At 39.3% G+C, this 17235-nt stretch carries 20 protein-coding genes; 11 read left to right on the top strand and 9 right to left on the bottom strand.

Annotation, left to right across the window (positions count from 1 at the left end; genetic code table 11):
• Positions 1 to 1248 (bottom strand): quaternary amine ABC transporter ATP-binding protein, encoded by a 1248-nt coding sequence (locus tag RU86_RS00415; protein WP_096813511.1) that lies wholly within the window; start codon positions 1246 to 1248, stop codon positions 1 to 3.
• Positions 1249 to 1573: 325 nt separating this feature from the next.
• On the opposite strand from RU86_RS00415, the gene RU86_RS00410 reads away from it, so the two are divergent.
• Positions 1574 to 2197 (top strand): GntR family transcriptional regulator, encoded by a 624-nt coding sequence (locus RU86_RS00410; RefSeq protein WP_047915061.1) that lies wholly within the window; start codon positions 1574 to 1576, stop codon positions 2195 to 2197.
• Between the two features lie 111 nt (positions 2198 to 2308).
• Here RU86_RS00410 and RU86_RS00405 read toward each other — a convergent pair whose 3' ends face one another.
• Positions 2309 to 2917, bottom strand: coding sequence for a nitroreductase family protein (locus tag RU86_RS00405; RefSeq protein ID WP_096813510.1), 609 nt, complete (start codon positions 2915 to 2917; stop codon positions 2309 to 2311).
• A 386-nt stretch (positions 2918 to 3303) separates the two neighbouring features.
• On the opposite strand from RU86_RS00405, the gene RU86_RS00400 reads away from it, so the two are divergent.
• Genes RU86_RS00400 through RU86_RS00385 form a run of 4 tightly spaced genes read left to right on the top strand, consistent with a single transcriptional unit; the run spans position 3304 to position 5715 of the window.
• On the top strand, positions 3304 to 3795 hold the full coding sequence (locus RU86_RS00400; RefSeq protein ID WP_245810444.1) for a hypothetical protein: 492 nt from the start codon (positions 3304 to 3306) through the stop codon (positions 3793 to 3795).
• 9 nt (positions 3796 to 3804) lie between these two features.
• A complete protein-coding gene (locus RU86_RS00395) occupies positions 3805 to 5124 on the top strand; it encodes a hypothetical protein (protein WP_245810443.1) in 1320 nt (439 codons plus the stop codon).
• 1 nt (position 5125) lies between these two features.
• Positions 5126 to 5434: a hypothetical protein gene (locus RU86_RS00390; RefSeq protein ID WP_047915057.1), complete on the top strand. Its 309-nt coding sequence runs from the start codon at positions 5126 to 5128 to the stop codon at positions 5432 to 5434.
• A 20-nt stretch (positions 5435 to 5454) separates the two neighbouring features.
• Positions 5455 to 5715, top strand: coding sequence for a hypothetical protein (locus tag RU86_RS00385; protein WP_096813509.1), 261 nt, complete (start codon positions 5455 to 5457; stop codon positions 5713 to 5715).
• A 148-nt stretch (positions 5716 to 5863) separates the two neighbouring features.
• Here the strand turns inward: RU86_RS00385 and RU86_RS00380 are convergent, their stop codons facing one another.
• The 6 genes from RU86_RS00380 to RU86_RS00355 all read right to left on the bottom strand — a co-directional run bounded on the left by RU86_RS00380 (position 5864) and on the right by RU86_RS00355 (position 10946).
• Complete coding sequence (locus RU86_RS00380; protein WP_096813508.1) at positions 5864 to 6226, bottom strand: DUF1033 family protein; 363 nt, start codon at positions 6224 to 6226, stop codon at positions 5864 to 5866.
• 62 nt (positions 6227 to 6288) lie between these two features.
• The gene (locus tag RU86_RS00375) at positions 6289 to 6690 is read right to left on the bottom strand and encodes a Mini-ribonuclease 3 (RefSeq protein ID WP_096813507.1); all 402 of its coding nucleotides are present in this window, start codon (positions 6688 to 6690) and stop codon (positions 6289 to 6291) included.
• Complete coding sequence (gene cysS / locus RU86_RS00370; protein ID WP_096813506.1) at positions 6683 to 8053, bottom strand: cysteine--tRNA ligase; 1371 nt, start codon at positions 8051 to 8053, stop codon at positions 6683 to 6685. The genes RU86_RS00375 and cysS overlap by 8 nt, the downstream gene beginning before the upstream one ends.
• Before the next feature lie 57 nt (positions 8054 to 8110).
• The gene (gene epsC / locus RU86_RS00365) at positions 8111 to 8704 is read right to left on the bottom strand and encodes a serine O-acetyltransferase EpsC (protein ID WP_096813505.1); all 594 of its coding nucleotides are present in this window, start codon (positions 8702 to 8704) and stop codon (positions 8111 to 8113) included.
• A gap of 66 nt (positions 8705 to 8770) precedes the next feature.
• Positions 8771 to 9544 (bottom strand): hypothetical protein, encoded by a 774-nt coding sequence (locus tag RU86_RS00360; protein WP_218839024.1) that lies wholly within the window; start codon positions 9542 to 9544, stop codon positions 8771 to 8773.
• 283 nt (positions 9545 to 9827) lie between these two features.
• Positions 9828 to 10946, bottom strand: coding sequence for a hypothetical protein (locus RU86_RS00355; protein WP_096813503.1), 1119 nt, complete (start codon positions 10944 to 10946; stop codon positions 9828 to 9830).
• A 297-nt stretch (positions 10947 to 11243) separates the two neighbouring features.
• On the opposite strand from RU86_RS00355, the gene RU86_RS00350 reads away from it, so the two are divergent.
• The 3 genes from RU86_RS00350 to RU86_RS00340 are packed head-to-tail and all read left to right on the top strand — an operon-like array spanning position 11244 to position 13788.
• Complete coding sequence (locus RU86_RS00350; RefSeq protein ID WP_096813502.1) at positions 11244 to 12209, top strand: ribose-phosphate diphosphokinase; 966 nt, start codon at positions 11244 to 11246, stop codon at positions 12207 to 12209.
• 50 nt (positions 12210 to 12259) lie between these two features.
• Complete coding sequence (locus RU86_RS00345) at positions 12260 to 13384, top strand: cysteine desulfurase family protein (RefSeq protein ID WP_096813501.1); 1125 nt, start codon at positions 12260 to 12262, stop codon at positions 13382 to 13384.
• A 59-nt stretch (positions 13385 to 13443) separates the two neighbouring features.
• A complete protein-coding gene (locus RU86_RS00340) occupies positions 13444 to 13788 on the top strand; it encodes a DUF1831 domain-containing protein (RefSeq protein ID WP_096813500.1) in 345 nt (114 codons plus the stop codon).
• Positions 13789 to 13928: 140 nt separating this feature from the next.
• Here the strand turns inward: RU86_RS00340 and tuf are convergent, their stop codons facing one another.
• Positions 13929 to 15125, bottom strand: coding sequence for an elongation factor Tu (gene tuf / locus RU86_RS00335; protein WP_096813499.1), 1197 nt, complete (start codon positions 15123 to 15125; stop codon positions 13929 to 13931).
• 207 nt (positions 15126 to 15332) lie between these two features.
• Between tuf and RU86_RS00330 the strand changes: the two genes are divergently transcribed.
• Genes RU86_RS00330 through RU86_RS00320 form a run of 3 tightly spaced genes read left to right on the top strand, consistent with a single transcriptional unit; the run spans position 15333 to position 17228 of the window.
• Positions 15333 to 15536, top strand: coding sequence for an SPJ_0845 family protein (locus tag RU86_RS00330; RefSeq protein ID WP_096813498.1), 204 nt, complete (start codon positions 15333 to 15335; stop codon positions 15534 to 15536).
• Positions 15526 to 16425: a permease gene (locus tag RU86_RS00325; protein ID WP_096813497.1), complete on the top strand. Its 900-nt coding sequence runs from the start codon at positions 15526 to 15528 to the stop codon at positions 16423 to 16425. The genes RU86_RS00330 and RU86_RS00325 overlap by 11 nt, the downstream gene beginning before the upstream one ends.
• Entirely contained in the window at positions 16422 to 17228 is an 807-nt protein-coding gene (locus RU86_RS00320; protein WP_096813496.1) for a TIGR03943 family putative permease subunit, read from the top strand. The genes RU86_RS00325 and RU86_RS00320 overlap by 4 nt, the downstream gene beginning before the upstream one ends.
• Positions 17229 to 17235 lie beyond the last annotated feature (7 nt).

Raw genomic sequence — 17235 nt, 5'->3', positions numbered from 1 at the left:
TTATACTTCCTCCGTTTCGACTGCTATCATATCAGCTGTCTTGTCTGTTTTATCTGTTTCAGGCACTTCATCAGTATCATCAACATCTGCTAACGCTTCAAGCACGAGACCTCTGATGACAACACCACGTAGCCGACCATCATCAACAACGGCAACTGGTGTTGTCGCATCATAAATGATTGGTAAAATATCTGAAATCAGTGTGTCTGACGTAATTTGAGGCATCTCAGCGATAACATCTGATAACGGTAATTTTTCTTTACGCGCACGAACTGCTGCATCTGCTGAAAGATACCCCTGAAATTGTCTATTTCTATCAATGGCAACCAATCCGGATACTTCTTCTTCTTGCATCCGACGCAGGGCCACTGTTGGACCATCAACGACTATATTTGTTGTAAATGCCGGAATCATAATATTTTCAGCAACTAGTACCTTAGCTCGGTCTACACCTTCAGTAAAGGTTCTAACATAGTCATTTTCAGGATTAGTCAAGATTTCCTCACCAGTTCCGACTTGGACTAACTTACCATCTTTCATGATCGCGATACGATCACCAATTCTAAGGGCTTCATCTAAGTCATGGGTGATAAAGATAATCGTCTTTTGAACAGTTGCTTGCAAATCTAAGAGCTCATCTTGCATTTCTCTTCGCACCATGGGGTCAAGGGCTGAAAAGGCCTCATCCATGAGTAAGATATCAGGATCATTTGTCAATGCTCTAGCTAACCCAACACGCTGTTGCATCCCACCAGATAGTTGATCTGGATACTGGTCTTTAAAGGCGAGTAATTTAGCATTATCAAGGGCCTTTTCGGCACGCTTGCGACGTTCGTCTTTTGGTACATCTTGAACTTCTAAGCCATACTCAGTATTCTCCAAAATCGTCCGATGTGGAAACAAGGCAAAGTTTTGGAAGACCATCGACATCTTACGACGTCTGATATCTAGTAACTCTTTTTTGTTCAATTTAGTGATATCTTGTCCGTCAATAATCAACTGTCCAGCAGTTGGCTCCGACAAGCGGTTCAGCAATCTGATTAAGGTAGACTTACCAGAACCAGATAGCCCCATGATAACGAATATCTCACCATCATTGATTTCAAGATTAATATCGTAGACCCCTACAGTGCTACCTGTTTTCTTCAATATCTCATCTTTGTTCATGTTTTGTTTGACTAACTCTAATGCTGCTTTACGTTTCTTCCCAAATATTTTAGTTAGCTGTTTTATTTCAACCTTTGGCATAATTTCCTCCTTTTTGTACCTTTATTATGATAAAATGATTATACAAGTGACAACCCCATCTAAAAGTTAGGGTGTCATCAAGTGACAATTTAGATTTTACACACAAATTGTCACTTTGTCAACCCATAAGCTCACATTTTAAACTTAACTAACGCTAACCGATTATTTATCAACGTTATGTTTATCATCATAACTAGTGTCTATATCCAAATAAAGTGAATTAGTTTATAATGATATAAGCAAAGAAATGATGTGACAAATTCCTTTAAAAAAATAAAGGATTAGTCACGTCGTTCAGCTATATTTTCTAGAAAGACCGCATCATATGAAAGCTATAAGAGAACCCCGTTACCGCCAAATCGCCTATGCCATTGCTGAAAAAATTGTGGAGAGTGACTATCCGATAGGGAGTAAACTTCATGCCCGATCGACACTTTCTGCTCAGTTTGGTGTCTCATCGGAAACCGCACGTAAGGCCATCAGTATTCTAAGTGACTTAGCTATCGTCAAAGTCGTTCATGGATCTGGTGTCGAAATTTTATCGCAAGAAAAAGCGAAAAATTTCTTAAATCAAGCGCAGGAGACAACAAATATCCAGGCACTTCACGCCCAGATTGATAATATTCTAACCATACAGAAAACTTCTATCGATAATCTATCTGAGTCGCTCACGACCTTATTTGAACAGACTGCACGTGTCCAAAAGAAAAGCCCATTTGCACCTTTTGAGTTGCTGCTTGCTGATGACTCTGAACATCTATTTAAATCTATCGGACAGTTAAATCTGTGGCAGACAACCGGTGCTACGATTGTTGCCATCCTCCATCATGATGAACTCGTCATGTCTCCCGGTCCCTATGCTATTTTAGAAAAAGGGGATACGATTTACTTCGTCGGAAATGAAACCATTTTTCATACCGTCAAAACCTTCTTCTATGGGCATGTCTAGTCCTTAACAACTAGTTATTTTCAGCTAACCCTATAAAAAAGCTACTCACATCAGTCTAGATGTGAGTAGCTTTTTACGCTTATTTCTGAATATGTGAATGCTTTAAGCTTTTTATAAGCCAAATACTTTGAAACGATCTTCATCAGCCATAAATGCTTTAGCTGATACGTCTGCCTCAGGTGATCCTACGACTAATTGACCACGCAAGTCCCAAGATTCAGGGATATCATAGGTTTTAGCGACTGTGTCATTAATTACTGGATTGTAATGCTGTAAATTAGCACCCAAGCCCAGTTCACTCAAGGCAGTCCAAGCATTAACTGATGCGATACCAGTCGATTGTTCAGACCAAACTGGGAAATTATCAGCATAAAGTGGGAATTGCTCTTGTAGATTTTTGACAACAGCTGTATCTTCAAAGAAGAGTGCTGTCAGGCCTGCGGCTGCAAATCCATCGAGTTTTTCTTGTGTGCCTGACCAGACTGATTCTGGTACACCTTGACGGTCCATTTCAGCTTTTAAATCTTTAGCAACAATATTATGCCATAAGTTATCATGTGCTTCACCTGTCAAAATCAAGACACGTGATGTCTGACTATTAAATGCTGATGGTGATTGTCTAACTGCCTCTTTAATGGTTGCTGTTGCTTTTTCAAGATCGACGGCTTTACCCAGTGCATAGATTGAACGACGATTTGCTAATGAAGTTAAGAATGACATAATTTTCTCCTATTTAATTGGCATATGATTTTTTAGAAGACGTCTTCTAAGTCGATTCGATGTTATCACTACCATCAAATCTTTTAATACCCGCGTCTCACGTTTACAATTGTAATTTTACTACTTTAGTTTACGTTTGTAAACTATTATGCTCAATTTTTTTAAGCAACATCAAAAATACTAAGGTCATATCAAAGTGATCGTTTACAAATGCTGAATAATGAATTTGTTTGACAATTGTACGTAAAATGATAAAATAAACTTAGGTATTATATACTACAACTATAGAAATCATGGTGAGTATGGTGAAATCAAGAACAAAAAAAGCAATGGGTGTTTTGCTGCTACTCCTATTGATTGGCATCGGCATCGAAGGAAAAAGATACATGGACAAACAAAAAACGGAAAAAGAATACCAACAAGGCATTGAGCTTATCCAAAGCTACGTAACAGATTACCTAGTAAAAAATTACCAAGGAATCGAAAAGATCGAGTGGCAAGGCATTGGGGTGGAGTATAGAAATTCACCCATACTAGGTCCCTCTTTATTTGGGAATTATGTCGATACAGTTGTGAAGATATATGTTTCAGATAAACTTTTTCTCACCATGACATTTAGACTTAATGATGAAACTGAATATAATGATGAGCTACAAAAATATGTTAAAAAAAATATATTAAATTCTGAAAATACATCTTCTATGTTAAAAATGGAACTTGATAATACTATCTATGTACGAGATGATGTAAATAAAATCATTGGACTAGAAGTAAGCGAAGAGCAAAAGAAAGAATTTGAAAAAATTACGAAAAATACTACTGGTAGTAAAAAAGCTAAGATAGTCTATAACCTAGAAGTTCATGAATTAAGATATTAGGAGGTCCCTATGAATAATGAGATAACTACAGAAATATTGGCAAATGCAATTGACGCTACCAAGAAATCCGTAAAAATCGTATCAGTAGAAAAAACATTAAAATTAGAAATTGAGGGGCAAAAAAAAGAGTTCAAACTCGTAAACAAAGCAGCCAGCAGTAACATCAGTCAACTTAACGCCATGGCCATCGCACCTGTCAATTCTGATGGGACAGTTGACTATAATAATTGTGCGGTCGTTTATGCTGGTACAAATACTTGGGGCGAGACTGGTAGAAATGGGGCGCTTACTGCTGTCGGTGCGATAGATGGTTTATCTAGTGAATACTATGATGCGGTAGATTTTTTAAAGGCAACACAAGGTAAGCTTACCAAGAAAAATGGCAAAATTACGGATGTCGCAGGATTTAGCCAGTCCGGTGGCTATATGATGAAAATGGCCGCTAAATACGGGCAAGCTATTGGATTCAAAACAACCAGTTTCGATGACTGGGGTGGGAGTCAGTTTAGTACCTTGAGCAAACCCCAACAAACACGGCTGATTGCTAATCCAGCCATGTTAACACGATATCAAAATGATTCTTGGGCAGACCTATCTCGCCGAGATCATAAATACGGCAACATACAAGGGATTATAGGGATTGGCGATCATAATGCCTTATCAAAATACTTTACAGGTAATGTATTGGACCTAGACAGTTTAGCTAAAGATGGGATTTTCGCACCAAATATGACCAAGAAACAGGTTGAAAGGGCTGCTAAAAATTGGATTAAAAAAAATAGAAATTGGGATCCCTTTGCTAATCCTGATGCTGAAATAGCTGAACGTATTAAAACCTATCTAAGTAGGTATGGCACATATGCAACAAAAACATACGGACTACAGATGAAGCGACTTAATCAACTCAGATCTCACTTGCTGGCTAGTGGGGGAGGTCTATCTGCAAATGGAAAAATCTACCTAGATAGTGAAGCCGCACGGATTATCGTAGAAAAAGCAGCGACCGATTTTGAAATAGCTACCGAGAGTATTCTCAAAGTCTATCAAAAGGATATCCGTCATGCACAAGACTTGTGGCAAGATACCTTAACAGAGTCTAGATGGATGGGGTCTTTACTGGAGGAGTGGGAAATCATGGCATGCTTGCGTGATATGGGGGCCACTCCGTATACAATCGTCACGTTGCCTTGTCAAAAGTATCAAGCAAAAATCGATAAAATTACCAATATGGCCTACAATTTCAACGCTTTAACCAACAAAATAAATGCTAAAATAACTGACATCGTGGCAAGAGATAGCGAATTAGCCCAACAGTTAAGAGGGATATAAAATGGGATTATCAGAAGAAGACATCATTTCAGACTACCAAAATAGTCGAAGACAACTTGAGGAAACCGAAGACCAGATTAGATTTCTGCAAAGAAAAGGTCAACAAGAAACAGAGTCTGCCATTCAGGAGATGAATAGTCGACTTAGGCATCAAGCTGTAGATGGACAAGCCGTTTCATTTATCCAGCAAGAGATGTATCGTGCGCAGGAGACATTTGATGAGATTGCAAATCAAGAAAAGAGAAAATGCCTACAAAAACTAGAAGAGAATGAATTAAACTACCGTCAAAAATTAAGAGACATCAGATAATTCAGGAGGATAAAGCAAGAATGGACATATTGGAACAAGCCTTGCGTGAGCTACAAAAGAGTTTGCAAAAGGCACACGTCAAATCGAATGCTCTCTTCGTTATGGACAGCAGTTCAAAAGATCAAAAAAAAGTGAGGGATCGAAGTAAAACCGAAACCGAACAGACCAAAACGACCTTGAGCCATGCTTCAAAAACTTTAGAAGGAACGATTCAAGGCAGCTTTGGAGAAAAGTTAACGCAGGTACTCGAAGAACAAGAACAATTTTTATCCGACTTTTAAAGTTAGGGATGCAGATACTTTGACGTCTGACAGTCATATCAAGTTTAATACAGCTAACCTTATGAGATTAGCTGTATTTTTTGTCTTGTACTTCCCCCTTTGCTATGAGATATTTCTTTTTTTGAACAACAAAAAAAGGATTAGCAAGCTAACCCTTATATTGACATATTTTATGAGGTGTAAATCCTGAAGCTTTCGCATACGGCAAGCGATTCTCAAAGCTTTTTACAGGATGCCAATCTTCTAATAAAGCAATGCTGTGATACTGCTGTAAATCATCATCACACTCCACACACCAGCGTGTATCTGTCTTTACCCAAAACGCAGCGAGAAAGTCCTTTTGACTTTTAAATTCCGGATAAGACTTGGATAAGCGCGCCCACTCCTGCTTGTAAAAACGTAATGCCTCATAAAAATCGTTAAACTCATGCTTTGCAACAATATCCTGTCGCCAATCATCAAAAAACCACCACGGCTCATTATCTCCGCGCATTTCAACTACTCTGTACATCGCCCAACCCCTTGTATATTTGGTTAATATAGTACCTATTCTACAAGAAATGTTGGAAACTTTCATAAATTTTGCTCAGAGATTTTTTTGATACAGTAAGTCGCAAGCTGTGCTACACGTTCATTTTTACCAGTCAAATGGTTAAAGCCAAACACTGCTTCAAATCCGGTAGAAATACGGTAGGTAATCACGTCTGTATTTTTTGCTGTCGTTTTACTATGTGCATTACGACCACGTTTAAAATAACTTAACTCTTCTTCTGTTAAAAATGTTTCTTTTTCCATCTCAGCAATCAGGTAAGCTTGTGCTTTTGCACTGACGAATCTGACTGCATTTTTTTGTAGTTCTCCTGGTTTTGTGATTCCTTTAGCTAACAAGTGATCGCGAACAAACACTTCATAAACTGCGTCACCAGCATATGCCAAAGCAATTCCATTTAATAAATCAGCTCGAAATTCAGTCACGTGTCCACCTCACACCATCTGGTGTATCTAACAAGGAAATCCCTTTTGCCTTTAGCGTATCTCGGATATCATCTGACAACTTGTAATCCCGATTCTCTCTGGCAAGTTGTCTTTTTTGAATGAGCCCATCTATTTCAGCATCCAATAAGCCTTCGTCAAATGAAATGCCCATAATCATCAAAATCTCATCAAACAAGTCAAGTGCCTCAAGTGAGAAATTACCTGTATTGATATACTTAATCAACTCATAAAAAACGGTCAGACCATTTGAAATATTGAAATCATCATCCATTTCCTTGATGAAATCTTGACGAAAGCCACTTATTTCCTGATCTGGTAGCTGGGAATCGACTGGATTTTGCTTGATCTCAAAATTTAGCTTCTCATAAGCATGCTTGATTTTTTTAAAATTATTTTCAGCATCTTGAACTGAATCGTCAGAAAAAGCCAAAGGTTTTCTATAATGCTGGCTGACTAAGAAAAAACGTAAGATTTGTGCATCGATCACGTCTAGCATATCATGCACAGTCTCAAAATTACCCAGAGACTTGGACATTTTTTCACCATCTGCTGCAGTCACAAAGCCATTATGCAACCAATAATTTGCAAATGTCTGACCTGTTTTTCCTTCTGACTGTGCGATTTCATTTGTATGATGTGGAAACTCTAAGTCAGCTCCCCCACCGTGAATATCGATCGTATCCCCTAAGATACTCGTCGCCATAACTGAACACTCGATATGCCAGCCTGGTCGACCACTACTCCACGGACTTTCCCAGGATGGCTCGTCAGGTTTACTTGACTTCCATAAGGCAAAATCAAGCGGGTCCTCCTTAGCTAATTCGAGTGTCCCTGTTCGACCAGATGCGCCTGCTTCAAGTTCATCTATGTTTTTATTCGCCAAACGACCATAGCCTTGAGACTGCTTAACACGGAAAAAAACATCTCCATTTGCCACATAAGCAAAGTCCTTTTGAATCAATACCTCGATAAAGGCAATAATTTCAGGCATAAAGTCAAGTACACGTGGATGTTGTGTTGCTGCTTTAACACCCAGTGCTGTTGTGTCTTCCTCATAAGCCTTAATATATGTCTCGACTAGCGTTTCAATCGATAGGTTAGCCGCTTTGGCTGCCTTGATAATTTTATCATCAACATCTGTAAAATTAGAGATAAACGTGACATCAAACCCACGATACTCGAAATATTTCCGAATCATATCAAAGGCAACGACAGATCTTGCATTGCCAATATGGATATAATTATAAACCGTCGGTCCACAAACATACATGGTAACCTGACCGCTGTTCAAGGGGACAAATGTTTCTTTTTCTCGTGTCATTGTATTATATAATTTAATCATTTACTTCTCCTACACTTTTAAAACGATTCACTAGCTGACAGCACCTACCATTTTTAGCTATATGCCACCCATGTGATCATAGAAGCTAACATGTCGTGCGCGCTCTAATTTAGTCAGTTCACGTTCTGGTGAGATCTCTCCGTGTACTCTGACGATTTTAGCCGGTATACCGACGACAGTCACTGCTTCAGGGACATCCTTTGTCACAACAGCACTTGCACCAATTTTCGCATGCTCACCAATCTCTATCGGTCCGAGCAGCTGCGCATGGGCAGAAATTAAGGCACCCCGTCTCACAGTTGGATGACGTTTACCTGTATCTTTTCCTGTCCCACCTAATGTCACACCATGGTAAAGTTTAGCACCAGACTCTACGACCGCGGTTTCACCAATCACAAGTCCTGAGCCATGATCAATAAACACACCATTTTCGATGATGGCACCTGGATGAATTTCAATTTGTGTGAAAAACCGCCATAATTGGGCATGCATCCGACCGATTAATTTAAAGTGATGGCACCAAAAAAAATGGGACAGCTTATGCGCAGCAAGTGCCTTTATACCAGGAGAAGTCAGAAATATTTCAACATTATAGCGTGCTGCTGGATCATTCTCCTTAACAACTGCAAACGCCTCTTTCCAAAAGCCCATTTTACTCTCTACCTCCCATCGCCTATTCTCGAAAAGGCGGTACACAACCGTGCTGATTATTTAATATTAACTAGACGTTCCAGATGCTTCAAGATCTTGCCACAAGATAATTGATTGGGCATAGTCTGATGCGTCAAATGGGTCTACAGCTACACCTAGTACATCTTCTAACTCATTTTCACCCATGCTTGGCGCTTTTAATTCGCTTAGACACCAGGTCAAGACAATCCCTTTGCTGTCCTGAAAAGGCATGCCAAAATCTGGATGATTGTACCATTTTGAAAAACTCAAAATATTACTGAAAACAGGCACAAAAGACTCATCATCTGCGTTAGATAGGGTCGCAAATATCCTAGATACACTACCATCTGCTGTTTGTCTCGTAAAGGCTGGCATGAGAAAATGCTGCTCAGAGAGCGGCAGTGAAGCATTATCAGATAATTTATTAAGGACATCAGTATAGCGATTGATGAAGGTAATCAAATGCTCTCTAGGTAACATGGTAGCATTACTTGCATCTTGACCAGCAGGTTGTAGATTAAAGGCAATCGCATCAAATTCCTGGCTCATCAAGTCTTCGACAACTGATACAAAGGATTTATTGACATAAGTCAGTGATTCTGCCACCTGTTCTTGAAAAGTTGCTACTGCTTCTGATGTTGTAAAAACAGGAATAACTGATTTATCTTCGATTGGGACGATAAACTGTTCCCCAACTGCTACAAGTGGATAGGCAAATAAAGCATGGACAAAGCCAATATCAGCAATGAAATTACCTGGTTTCGAGATAAAGCCCCGTAATCGCTCATCTAGTTCTGGGGAAAAGGTATAGTCAGTCATTTTATTCTCACTTTTATTTTTATGATCAATTCGTCTTGATTCATTCATACTTTGCGCCAAAAAGCTACAGAGCACTACTTATTATTATCCTATTTTACCATAAAAAGGCTTGATTTAACTCGACGCAAGGTGATTTTAAGCAAGACTAGTCCGAACCGCCTATCTAGGCTTGTCGCAGCTGCTGATTAACCTAACACTTAAGCCAGTTGGCGCACCTACTGCTTATGTCCGCAACTAAAAAAACACCTTCACAGTGTTTTTTTGCGAGACGATTTAGCGTCGATTAATTCGCTGCTTTAACAGCTGTTTGACCTGTCACGTCATACTTGGCAGTTGCAGCAAGTTTGTTGTAAGCATCAAGTTGTTCTTGTGTTGCAAAGTAAAGATTACCATCAATTTTTGCAGTGACTTGCATATCAGATGTATCTTTGGCGTTTTGAGCAGCAAAACCAGCCGCTGATTTTGATACGTAAACATCCCCTTTAATGATGCCATTAGCAATCACAGTATAAGGTGAATTCACAATCAATTTATCAAGTGTCAACGTAAATGTTTTTGTCACTTGGTGTTTATCATTTTGTGTGTATAGTGCTACTTTTCTAGCAATCTCACCTTTAGATCCGATGAACATGCCATCAATCGTAAGTGTTTTACCAGACGCATCAATATCTGTTTTTGCTGCAGCTAACCAAGCGCCTGATTTACCTAATGTATCTGATAATACTGTAAATTTCTCTGTGCCTTTTGTTGCACCAGCTTTGACATCACTCACTTTAACATAAGAGATTGCGCCACCCTTAGCAGCTACAGAAATCTGACCTGGTTTAACACCTACAACAGTCGCTGCTTCTACTTTAACTGAACCTGTAACAGTCCCCTTGTCATCAGCTGGGAGTGCTTCATAGGCAGTTTTAAGGGCATCAGAGGCAAAAATCAAGTTACCGTCTATTTTACCAGTCCCTTTCATGTTAAAGCCTGTCGCATTGACATAAACATCACCTTTAACTGTCCCTTGAGCAATGATGAAACCAGGTGATTTGACAACGACTTTACCAATAGTCAACGTATACGTTTCAACTGGTTTATTATCGGCACCTGACTTATATAGTGCAAGCTCACGTTTTACAAGACCGTCACCAGAAAATAAACCGTCTACTGTTAAAGTTTTACCTGATGCATCAATATCCTTAGTCACACCGTTTAACCAAGCACCGTTTGCAGCAAATGCTTTTGATAATGTGTCAAATTTGTCAGTTCCACGCGTAGCACCAGTGAAAGCTTCTGCAGTTTTTTCAGTTGTTTTGTCATCTGCTTTTTTTTCAGTTGATCCACCACATGCAGTTAAAAACGTCACAGAAAGTGCCGATACTGCAAGCAATGAGATAAGTTTTGATTTTTTCATAAAATAAGACCCCTTTTTAAATTACAATCCACCGATAACAGAGTATATTTCTGCAATCGTTTACATGATTTATCTTATCACGTCTATATTTTAAAGTCAAGCAATGACTGAAACCTAAGGAGGCGCGATACCACCTATAAAAACTGGTAACCTAACCTAACTGCTGATTAGGCAGCTGCCTACTAGCTAGCCCTAAAATCCTTCTCTAAAATGACAATGCGTATAGATGGGACTACTAATTTACTGTTTTTTTTGGTAAAATGGAATCAGTAAATTTATTTGTAGAAATGGACAAAAATGACTGACAAAGACAAGGCGATCAAACTCTTCTCACTGAACTCAAATTTAGAATTAGCACAAAAGATTTCAACTACTTCTGGTATCCCACTGGGTAAAATTTCTTCAAAACAATTCTCTGATGGGGAAATTCAAATTAACATAGAAGAAAGTGTCCGTGGTTTTGACATTTTTATCATCCAATCAACTTCTTATCCCGTCAATACTTACTTATGGGAACTTTTGATTATGATAGATGCTTGTAAGCGCGCAAGTGCTAACTCTGTCAATGTCGTGATGCCTTACTATGGCTATGCACGCCAGGATAGAACAGCTTCACCACGCGAACCGATTACTGCTAAATTAGTGGCTAATATGCTGACAAAAGCTGGTGCTGATCGTATTTTGACCATAGACTTACATGCAGTACAAGTCCAAGGATTCTTTGATATCCCTGCAGATAATCTCTTCACTGTGCCATTATTTGCTGAATATTACCAAGAAAAAGGATTGGTTGGCGATGACGTTGTCGTCGTTGCACCGAAAAATTCGGGCATTAAGCGTGCCCGTTCACTTGCTGAATATCTTGAAAGCCCGCTTGCTATCGTGGACTATGCCAATGATGATCAAAATCGCGAAAACGGCTATATCATTGGTGATGTTAAAAACAAAAATGTCATTTTGATAGACGATATTTTAAATACTGGCAAAACTTTTTCAAATGCATCAGTCATCGCTAAAAATGCCGGTGCTAAAGAAATATTTGCAGTTGCCTCACATGGTCTATTTACACCAGGTGCTGCTAACCGTTTGAACGCATCTGGCATTTCTGAGGTCCTTGTGACAGATTCAGTGAAAACCGAAACACCTAAACCAGAGATGATTAAGTACTTGAGTGCAGCACCTTTACTTGCACACGCGATCATTCGTATTCATGAAAACAAACCAGTTAGTCCACTCTTCCAATACAATAAATCAGCAGACTAATCTTTTAATCAGCTATATGTTGCTTACTATTTCCAAAAGGAGGGGCACAAATTATATATCTAGATAATGCTGCAACAACGCCACTGCTACCTGAAGTTGTGAAAGAGATGTTTGATGTCGCAACTGACACCTTCGGAAATCCCTCCAGCATTCATCGTGCAGGCAGAGCAGCAGCAAAAATAATCCGACAATCACGCGATGACATCGCAGCTATACTCGCTATACCTAGTCGCCAATTAATTTTCACATCAGGTGGATCAGAAGCGAATAATCAAGCGATCATCGGCTATGCTTTGGCCAATCAGTACAAAGGAAAGCACCTCATTACCACAGCAATAGAACATCATTCTGTCCTGCATGCCTTTGCATACCTGAAAGATAAGCATGGGTTTGACATCACGATTGTTAATCCAAATACAACTGGTAGTATAACCGCAGATTCGATACTGAATGAGCTTAGAGATGATACGATTCTGGTCTCCACCATGTATGCAAATAACGAAACTGGCCAAATCTTACCGATAGCAGATATCGCTAAGGGTGTTGGCGCTCACCAAGCAGTCTATCATGTAGATGCTGTTCAAGTTATTGGTAAACTTCCCATTCATCCAAGCGAGTTAGGGATTGACTTGTTGACTGCTGCTGCCCATAAATTTCATGGCCCTAAAGGCGTCGGCTTTCTTTACCAGAATAACCTAGTCATGGATCCGCTGATACATGGTGGCGAACAGGAAGAAAAAAGACGTGCTGGCACTGAGAATATCGTGGGCATTGTTGGCATGGCTAAAGCCTTGTCGATTGCCCATCAAAAGATGGCCGAAAATGATGCAAAAGTAGCCGAGTTAAGTACATATTTTTTATCAAAACTTGATGGGTTTCATTTTTACCTGAATCAGTTTGGTGAGCTAAACATGCCACACATCATTAATCTAGGCTTCCCTGGGATTAACCAGGACTTATTACTGATGAAACTCGATTTGCAAGGCGTTGCTATTTCAACAGGATCTGCTTGTACTGCAGGCGATATCGCACCATCTCATGTTCTCACAGCCATTTATGGGTCTGATTCTGCTAAGCTTAAAGAATCTGTCAGAGTGTCATTTTCAGAGTTAAATACACTGGATGAGCTGACCGAATTCATGAATATCTTAACCTCTATTTTATCTCGTAACTAACCTTCTATAAGAAAGGAGCTACTGCACCGATAATTAGTCTACCTGTGCAGTGACTTAATATGGCATTTATAACCGAAAAACATCTTGATGATTGCAAGGATACGTATCAGCTTTCTGACTCAATCAAAAAGTACACACTAATGGATACAACATTTATGAAAAACAAAATCGGTAATTTCGAATTATCTCGTATACTTGAACAAGTCCCAAACTCTGGAGACGGTCCCTTGTTAAAAATCATCGTCAATTCCGACCTGACTGGTTTTAAACTATCGATTACAGATAAGGCTGGACTCAGACATATCAATATCTTTAAATCACCTGAAAATAAAATGATTCAAGACAAATTCTATTTCCAAATGAATGCACTTGTCGACCGTGGTGTCTTTAAAAAAGCAAACTAAACAGCCAAGCTTTGGCTGTTTTTTATTTAACTTCTTATGCAGCTAAAAATACTAACAAAAAAAGCACTCAGATTATATCTGAATGCTTTTTCTATTTATTGTCCGACCAATAAATAGATTATTTGGAAGTCTAAAATGTATTAAGCTTCGATTTCTGCAACAATACCTGAACCAACAGTACGTCCACCTTCACGAATAGAGAAAGTAGTACCTTGTTCAACGGCGATTGGGTGGATCAATTGAACTTCGATTGATACGTTATCACCAGGCATAACCATTTCAGTTCCAGCAGGAAGCTTGATTGAACCAGTTACGTCAGTTGTACGGAAGTAGAATTGTGGACGGTAGTTATCGAAGAATGGCGTATGACGTCCACCTTCATCTTTAGACAAGATATAAACTTCGCCTTTAAATTGTTTATGAGGTGTGATTGAACCTGGTTTAGCAATAACTTGACCACGTTCGATATCGTCACGTTGAACACCACGAAGTAATACACCAACGTTATCGCCGGCAAGACCTTCGTCAAGTTGTTTACGGAACATTTCAACACCAGTTACGATAGCTGTTGCGATATCTTCTTTGATACCAACGATAGCGATTTCGTCATTGACGTGAACAGTACCACGGTCGATACGACCTGATGCAACTGTACCACGACCAGTGATTGAGAATACGTCCTCGACTGGTAAAAGTAAAGGTTTGTCAGTGTCACGTTCTGGAGTTGGGATGTATGAGTCTACAGTATCCATCAATTCCATAACGATATCTTCGTATTCAGAGTCGCCTTCAAGGGCTTTAAGTGCTGAACCAACGATAACTGGAGTGTCATCGCCTGGGAAATCGTAATCTGACAAGAGGTCACGAACTTCCATTTCAACTAATTCGATCAATTCTTCATCATCAACAAGGTCTTTCTTGTTAAGGAAAACGATCAATTTACCAACACCAACTTGACGTGAAAGCAAGATGTGCTCACGAGTTTGTGGCATAGGACCATCAGTTGCAGCTACTACCAAGATAGCACCGTCCATTTGAGCGGCACCAGTGATCATGTTTTTAACGTAGTCCGCGTGACCTGGAGCATCGATATGCGCATAGTGACGTGCTGCAGTTTCGTACTCAACGTGAGCAGTATTAATCGTAATACCACGTTCGCGTTCTTCAGGTGCTGCATCGATTGAAGCATAGTCTTTAGGTGTGTTTACTGATGAAGGCAAACGACGTGATAAAACTGTCGTGATTGCCGCAGTAAGTGTTGTTTTACCATGGTCAACGTGTCCGATAGTACCGATATTAACGTGTGGTTTCGAACGATCGTATTTTTCTTTAGCCATTTTAAAAATGTCTCCTTTAGAATAAAAAATAAGTTTTTTTTTAGACAGACTGCGCAATACGACAATCTACCATTACTATATAATTATATAGGTTTTTTGAAAAAAAGCAAGTAGTTTGGCATAAAAGATACTTTTTGTTTACTATAAGCTATTTTTAATGAAAATGGTGTAAACTATAACTATCACTTTATATAGAAAAGAGAAAAAATGGCATTAACCTTTAAAAAACGCGATGATCTGGACAAAGTCTTAGGTGACTTAGCTGTCTTACCACCTCAGGTCGTCTTCACAGACATAGAAAAAATTGAAAAAACTTCTGATAAATCCGTGAAAACACCAGAAGATTTTCTGAAACAATTCAATACTGATTTACCTAGACCTGATATAGAGCGTCCTAAAGATGTTAAATAATCTTCCTGACGTCTGGTCTCAGCTAGCGGCAATTTTTCTGTCGATTATTATAGAAGCTTTGCCATTCGTCCTATTCGGTTGCTTGGTTGCTGGTGTGATTGAGACTTATTTGTCGCCTAGCTTGGTGGCTAAATTTCTACCTCGTAATCGTTTCCTACGTGTGCTTGTCGGTATTTTTGCTGGATTTTTCTTTCCATCATGTGAATGTGGTATCGTCCCAATCATTAACCGATTTTTAGAGAAGAAAGTGCCAACTTATACTGGTATTCCCTTTCTAATTGCTGCACCAATCATCAACCCTGTGGTCTTATTTGCTACCTTTGTCGCTTTTGGTAACTCATTCAAATTTGTCCTCTTTCGATTTTTAGGCGCTGTTATCATTGCCCTAGTGGTTGGCTTAATTTTAGCCTATAAGTTTGATGATCCCATTTTGCTAGAAACACCAACACCTCATAACCATATGCACCATGTCGCTAAGCTGACACCCTGGCAAAAGCTTTGGTCTGCCTTGACGCATGCAGTCGATGAGTTCTTCGACACAGGACGCTATCTGATTTTCGGTAGTTTAATTGCTGCCTCAATTCAAGTCTTTGTCCCAACGAGATTATTAACGACCTTTACACATCGCCCCGTTGTTGCAATCTTGCTGATGATGCTGTTTGCTTTCCTACTCTCATTATGTAGCGAGGCAGATGCCTTTATCGGTGCTAGCCTACTCAGCCTATTTGGGACTGCACCTATTATTGCTTTTCTTTTATTTGGCCCTGTCGTTGATATTAAAAATTTATTGATGATGAAGCATTACTTCAAGACTAAATTTATCGTCCGCTATGTGATTGCGATTTCACTTCTTGTGTTGACAATCAGTATGGGGGTAAGCTTACTATGATCCGATTCTTGATTTTATCTGGCTATTTTGAGCTGATGATGTACTTACAACTCACTGGAAAACTGAATCAGTACATCAATACCCACTATAGCTACCTAGCGGTACTATCTGCCTTACTTTCTTTACTTTTCGCACTTGTTCAGCTGATTAACTGGATGCGGCATGCTAAAACGCACAGTCATATCAACTCAGCCTTAGCGAGAGCATTTGCCCTACTGTTACTTGCGACACCAATTTTATCTAGCATTCTCATCCCGTCTAAAACACTGGATGCTACCATCGTCTCTGCTAAGGGCTTTAACTTCCCTTTGGCAGAAGGATCGGGAGATAGTTCTGATGGGACTCAAATTCAATATCTTCAGCCAAATACCAGCCTCTACTTTACCAAGTCTGTTTATGACAAAATAATGAAAAAAGAGTTGGCAACCTATGAAAACAAATCTACCATTAATATCACAACTGATAATTATATGGAAATTATGGAGTTGATTTATAACTTCCCTGGTACATTTGAGGGCAAAACAGTTACCTATACTGGCTTTGTCTATAATGACCCGACCACTCCCGATGCACAATTCCTCTTTAGATTTGGTATTATCCATTGTATCGCTGACTCTGGCGTTTTCGGTCTACGAACGTTAACTGATGGTAAGGCCTATCCTAATAATACCTGGATAGAGATAACTGGCCAAATTCAAATGGCCTACTATACACCATTCAAGAGAGAAATACCAATTATCAAGCCACAAAAGATTAATGAGGTCAAAAAACCGGCTAATCCATACGTATATCGGACCTTTTGACGGAATT

This window comes from Pseudolactococcus piscium (assembly GCF_002441695.1).
Lineage (GTDB): Bacteria > Bacillota > Bacilli > Lactobacillales > Streptococcaceae > Pseudolactococcus > Pseudolactococcus piscium.
Note: the sequence above shows the minus strand (reverse complement) of the source record. Positions and strands in the feature narration are given on the sequence as shown.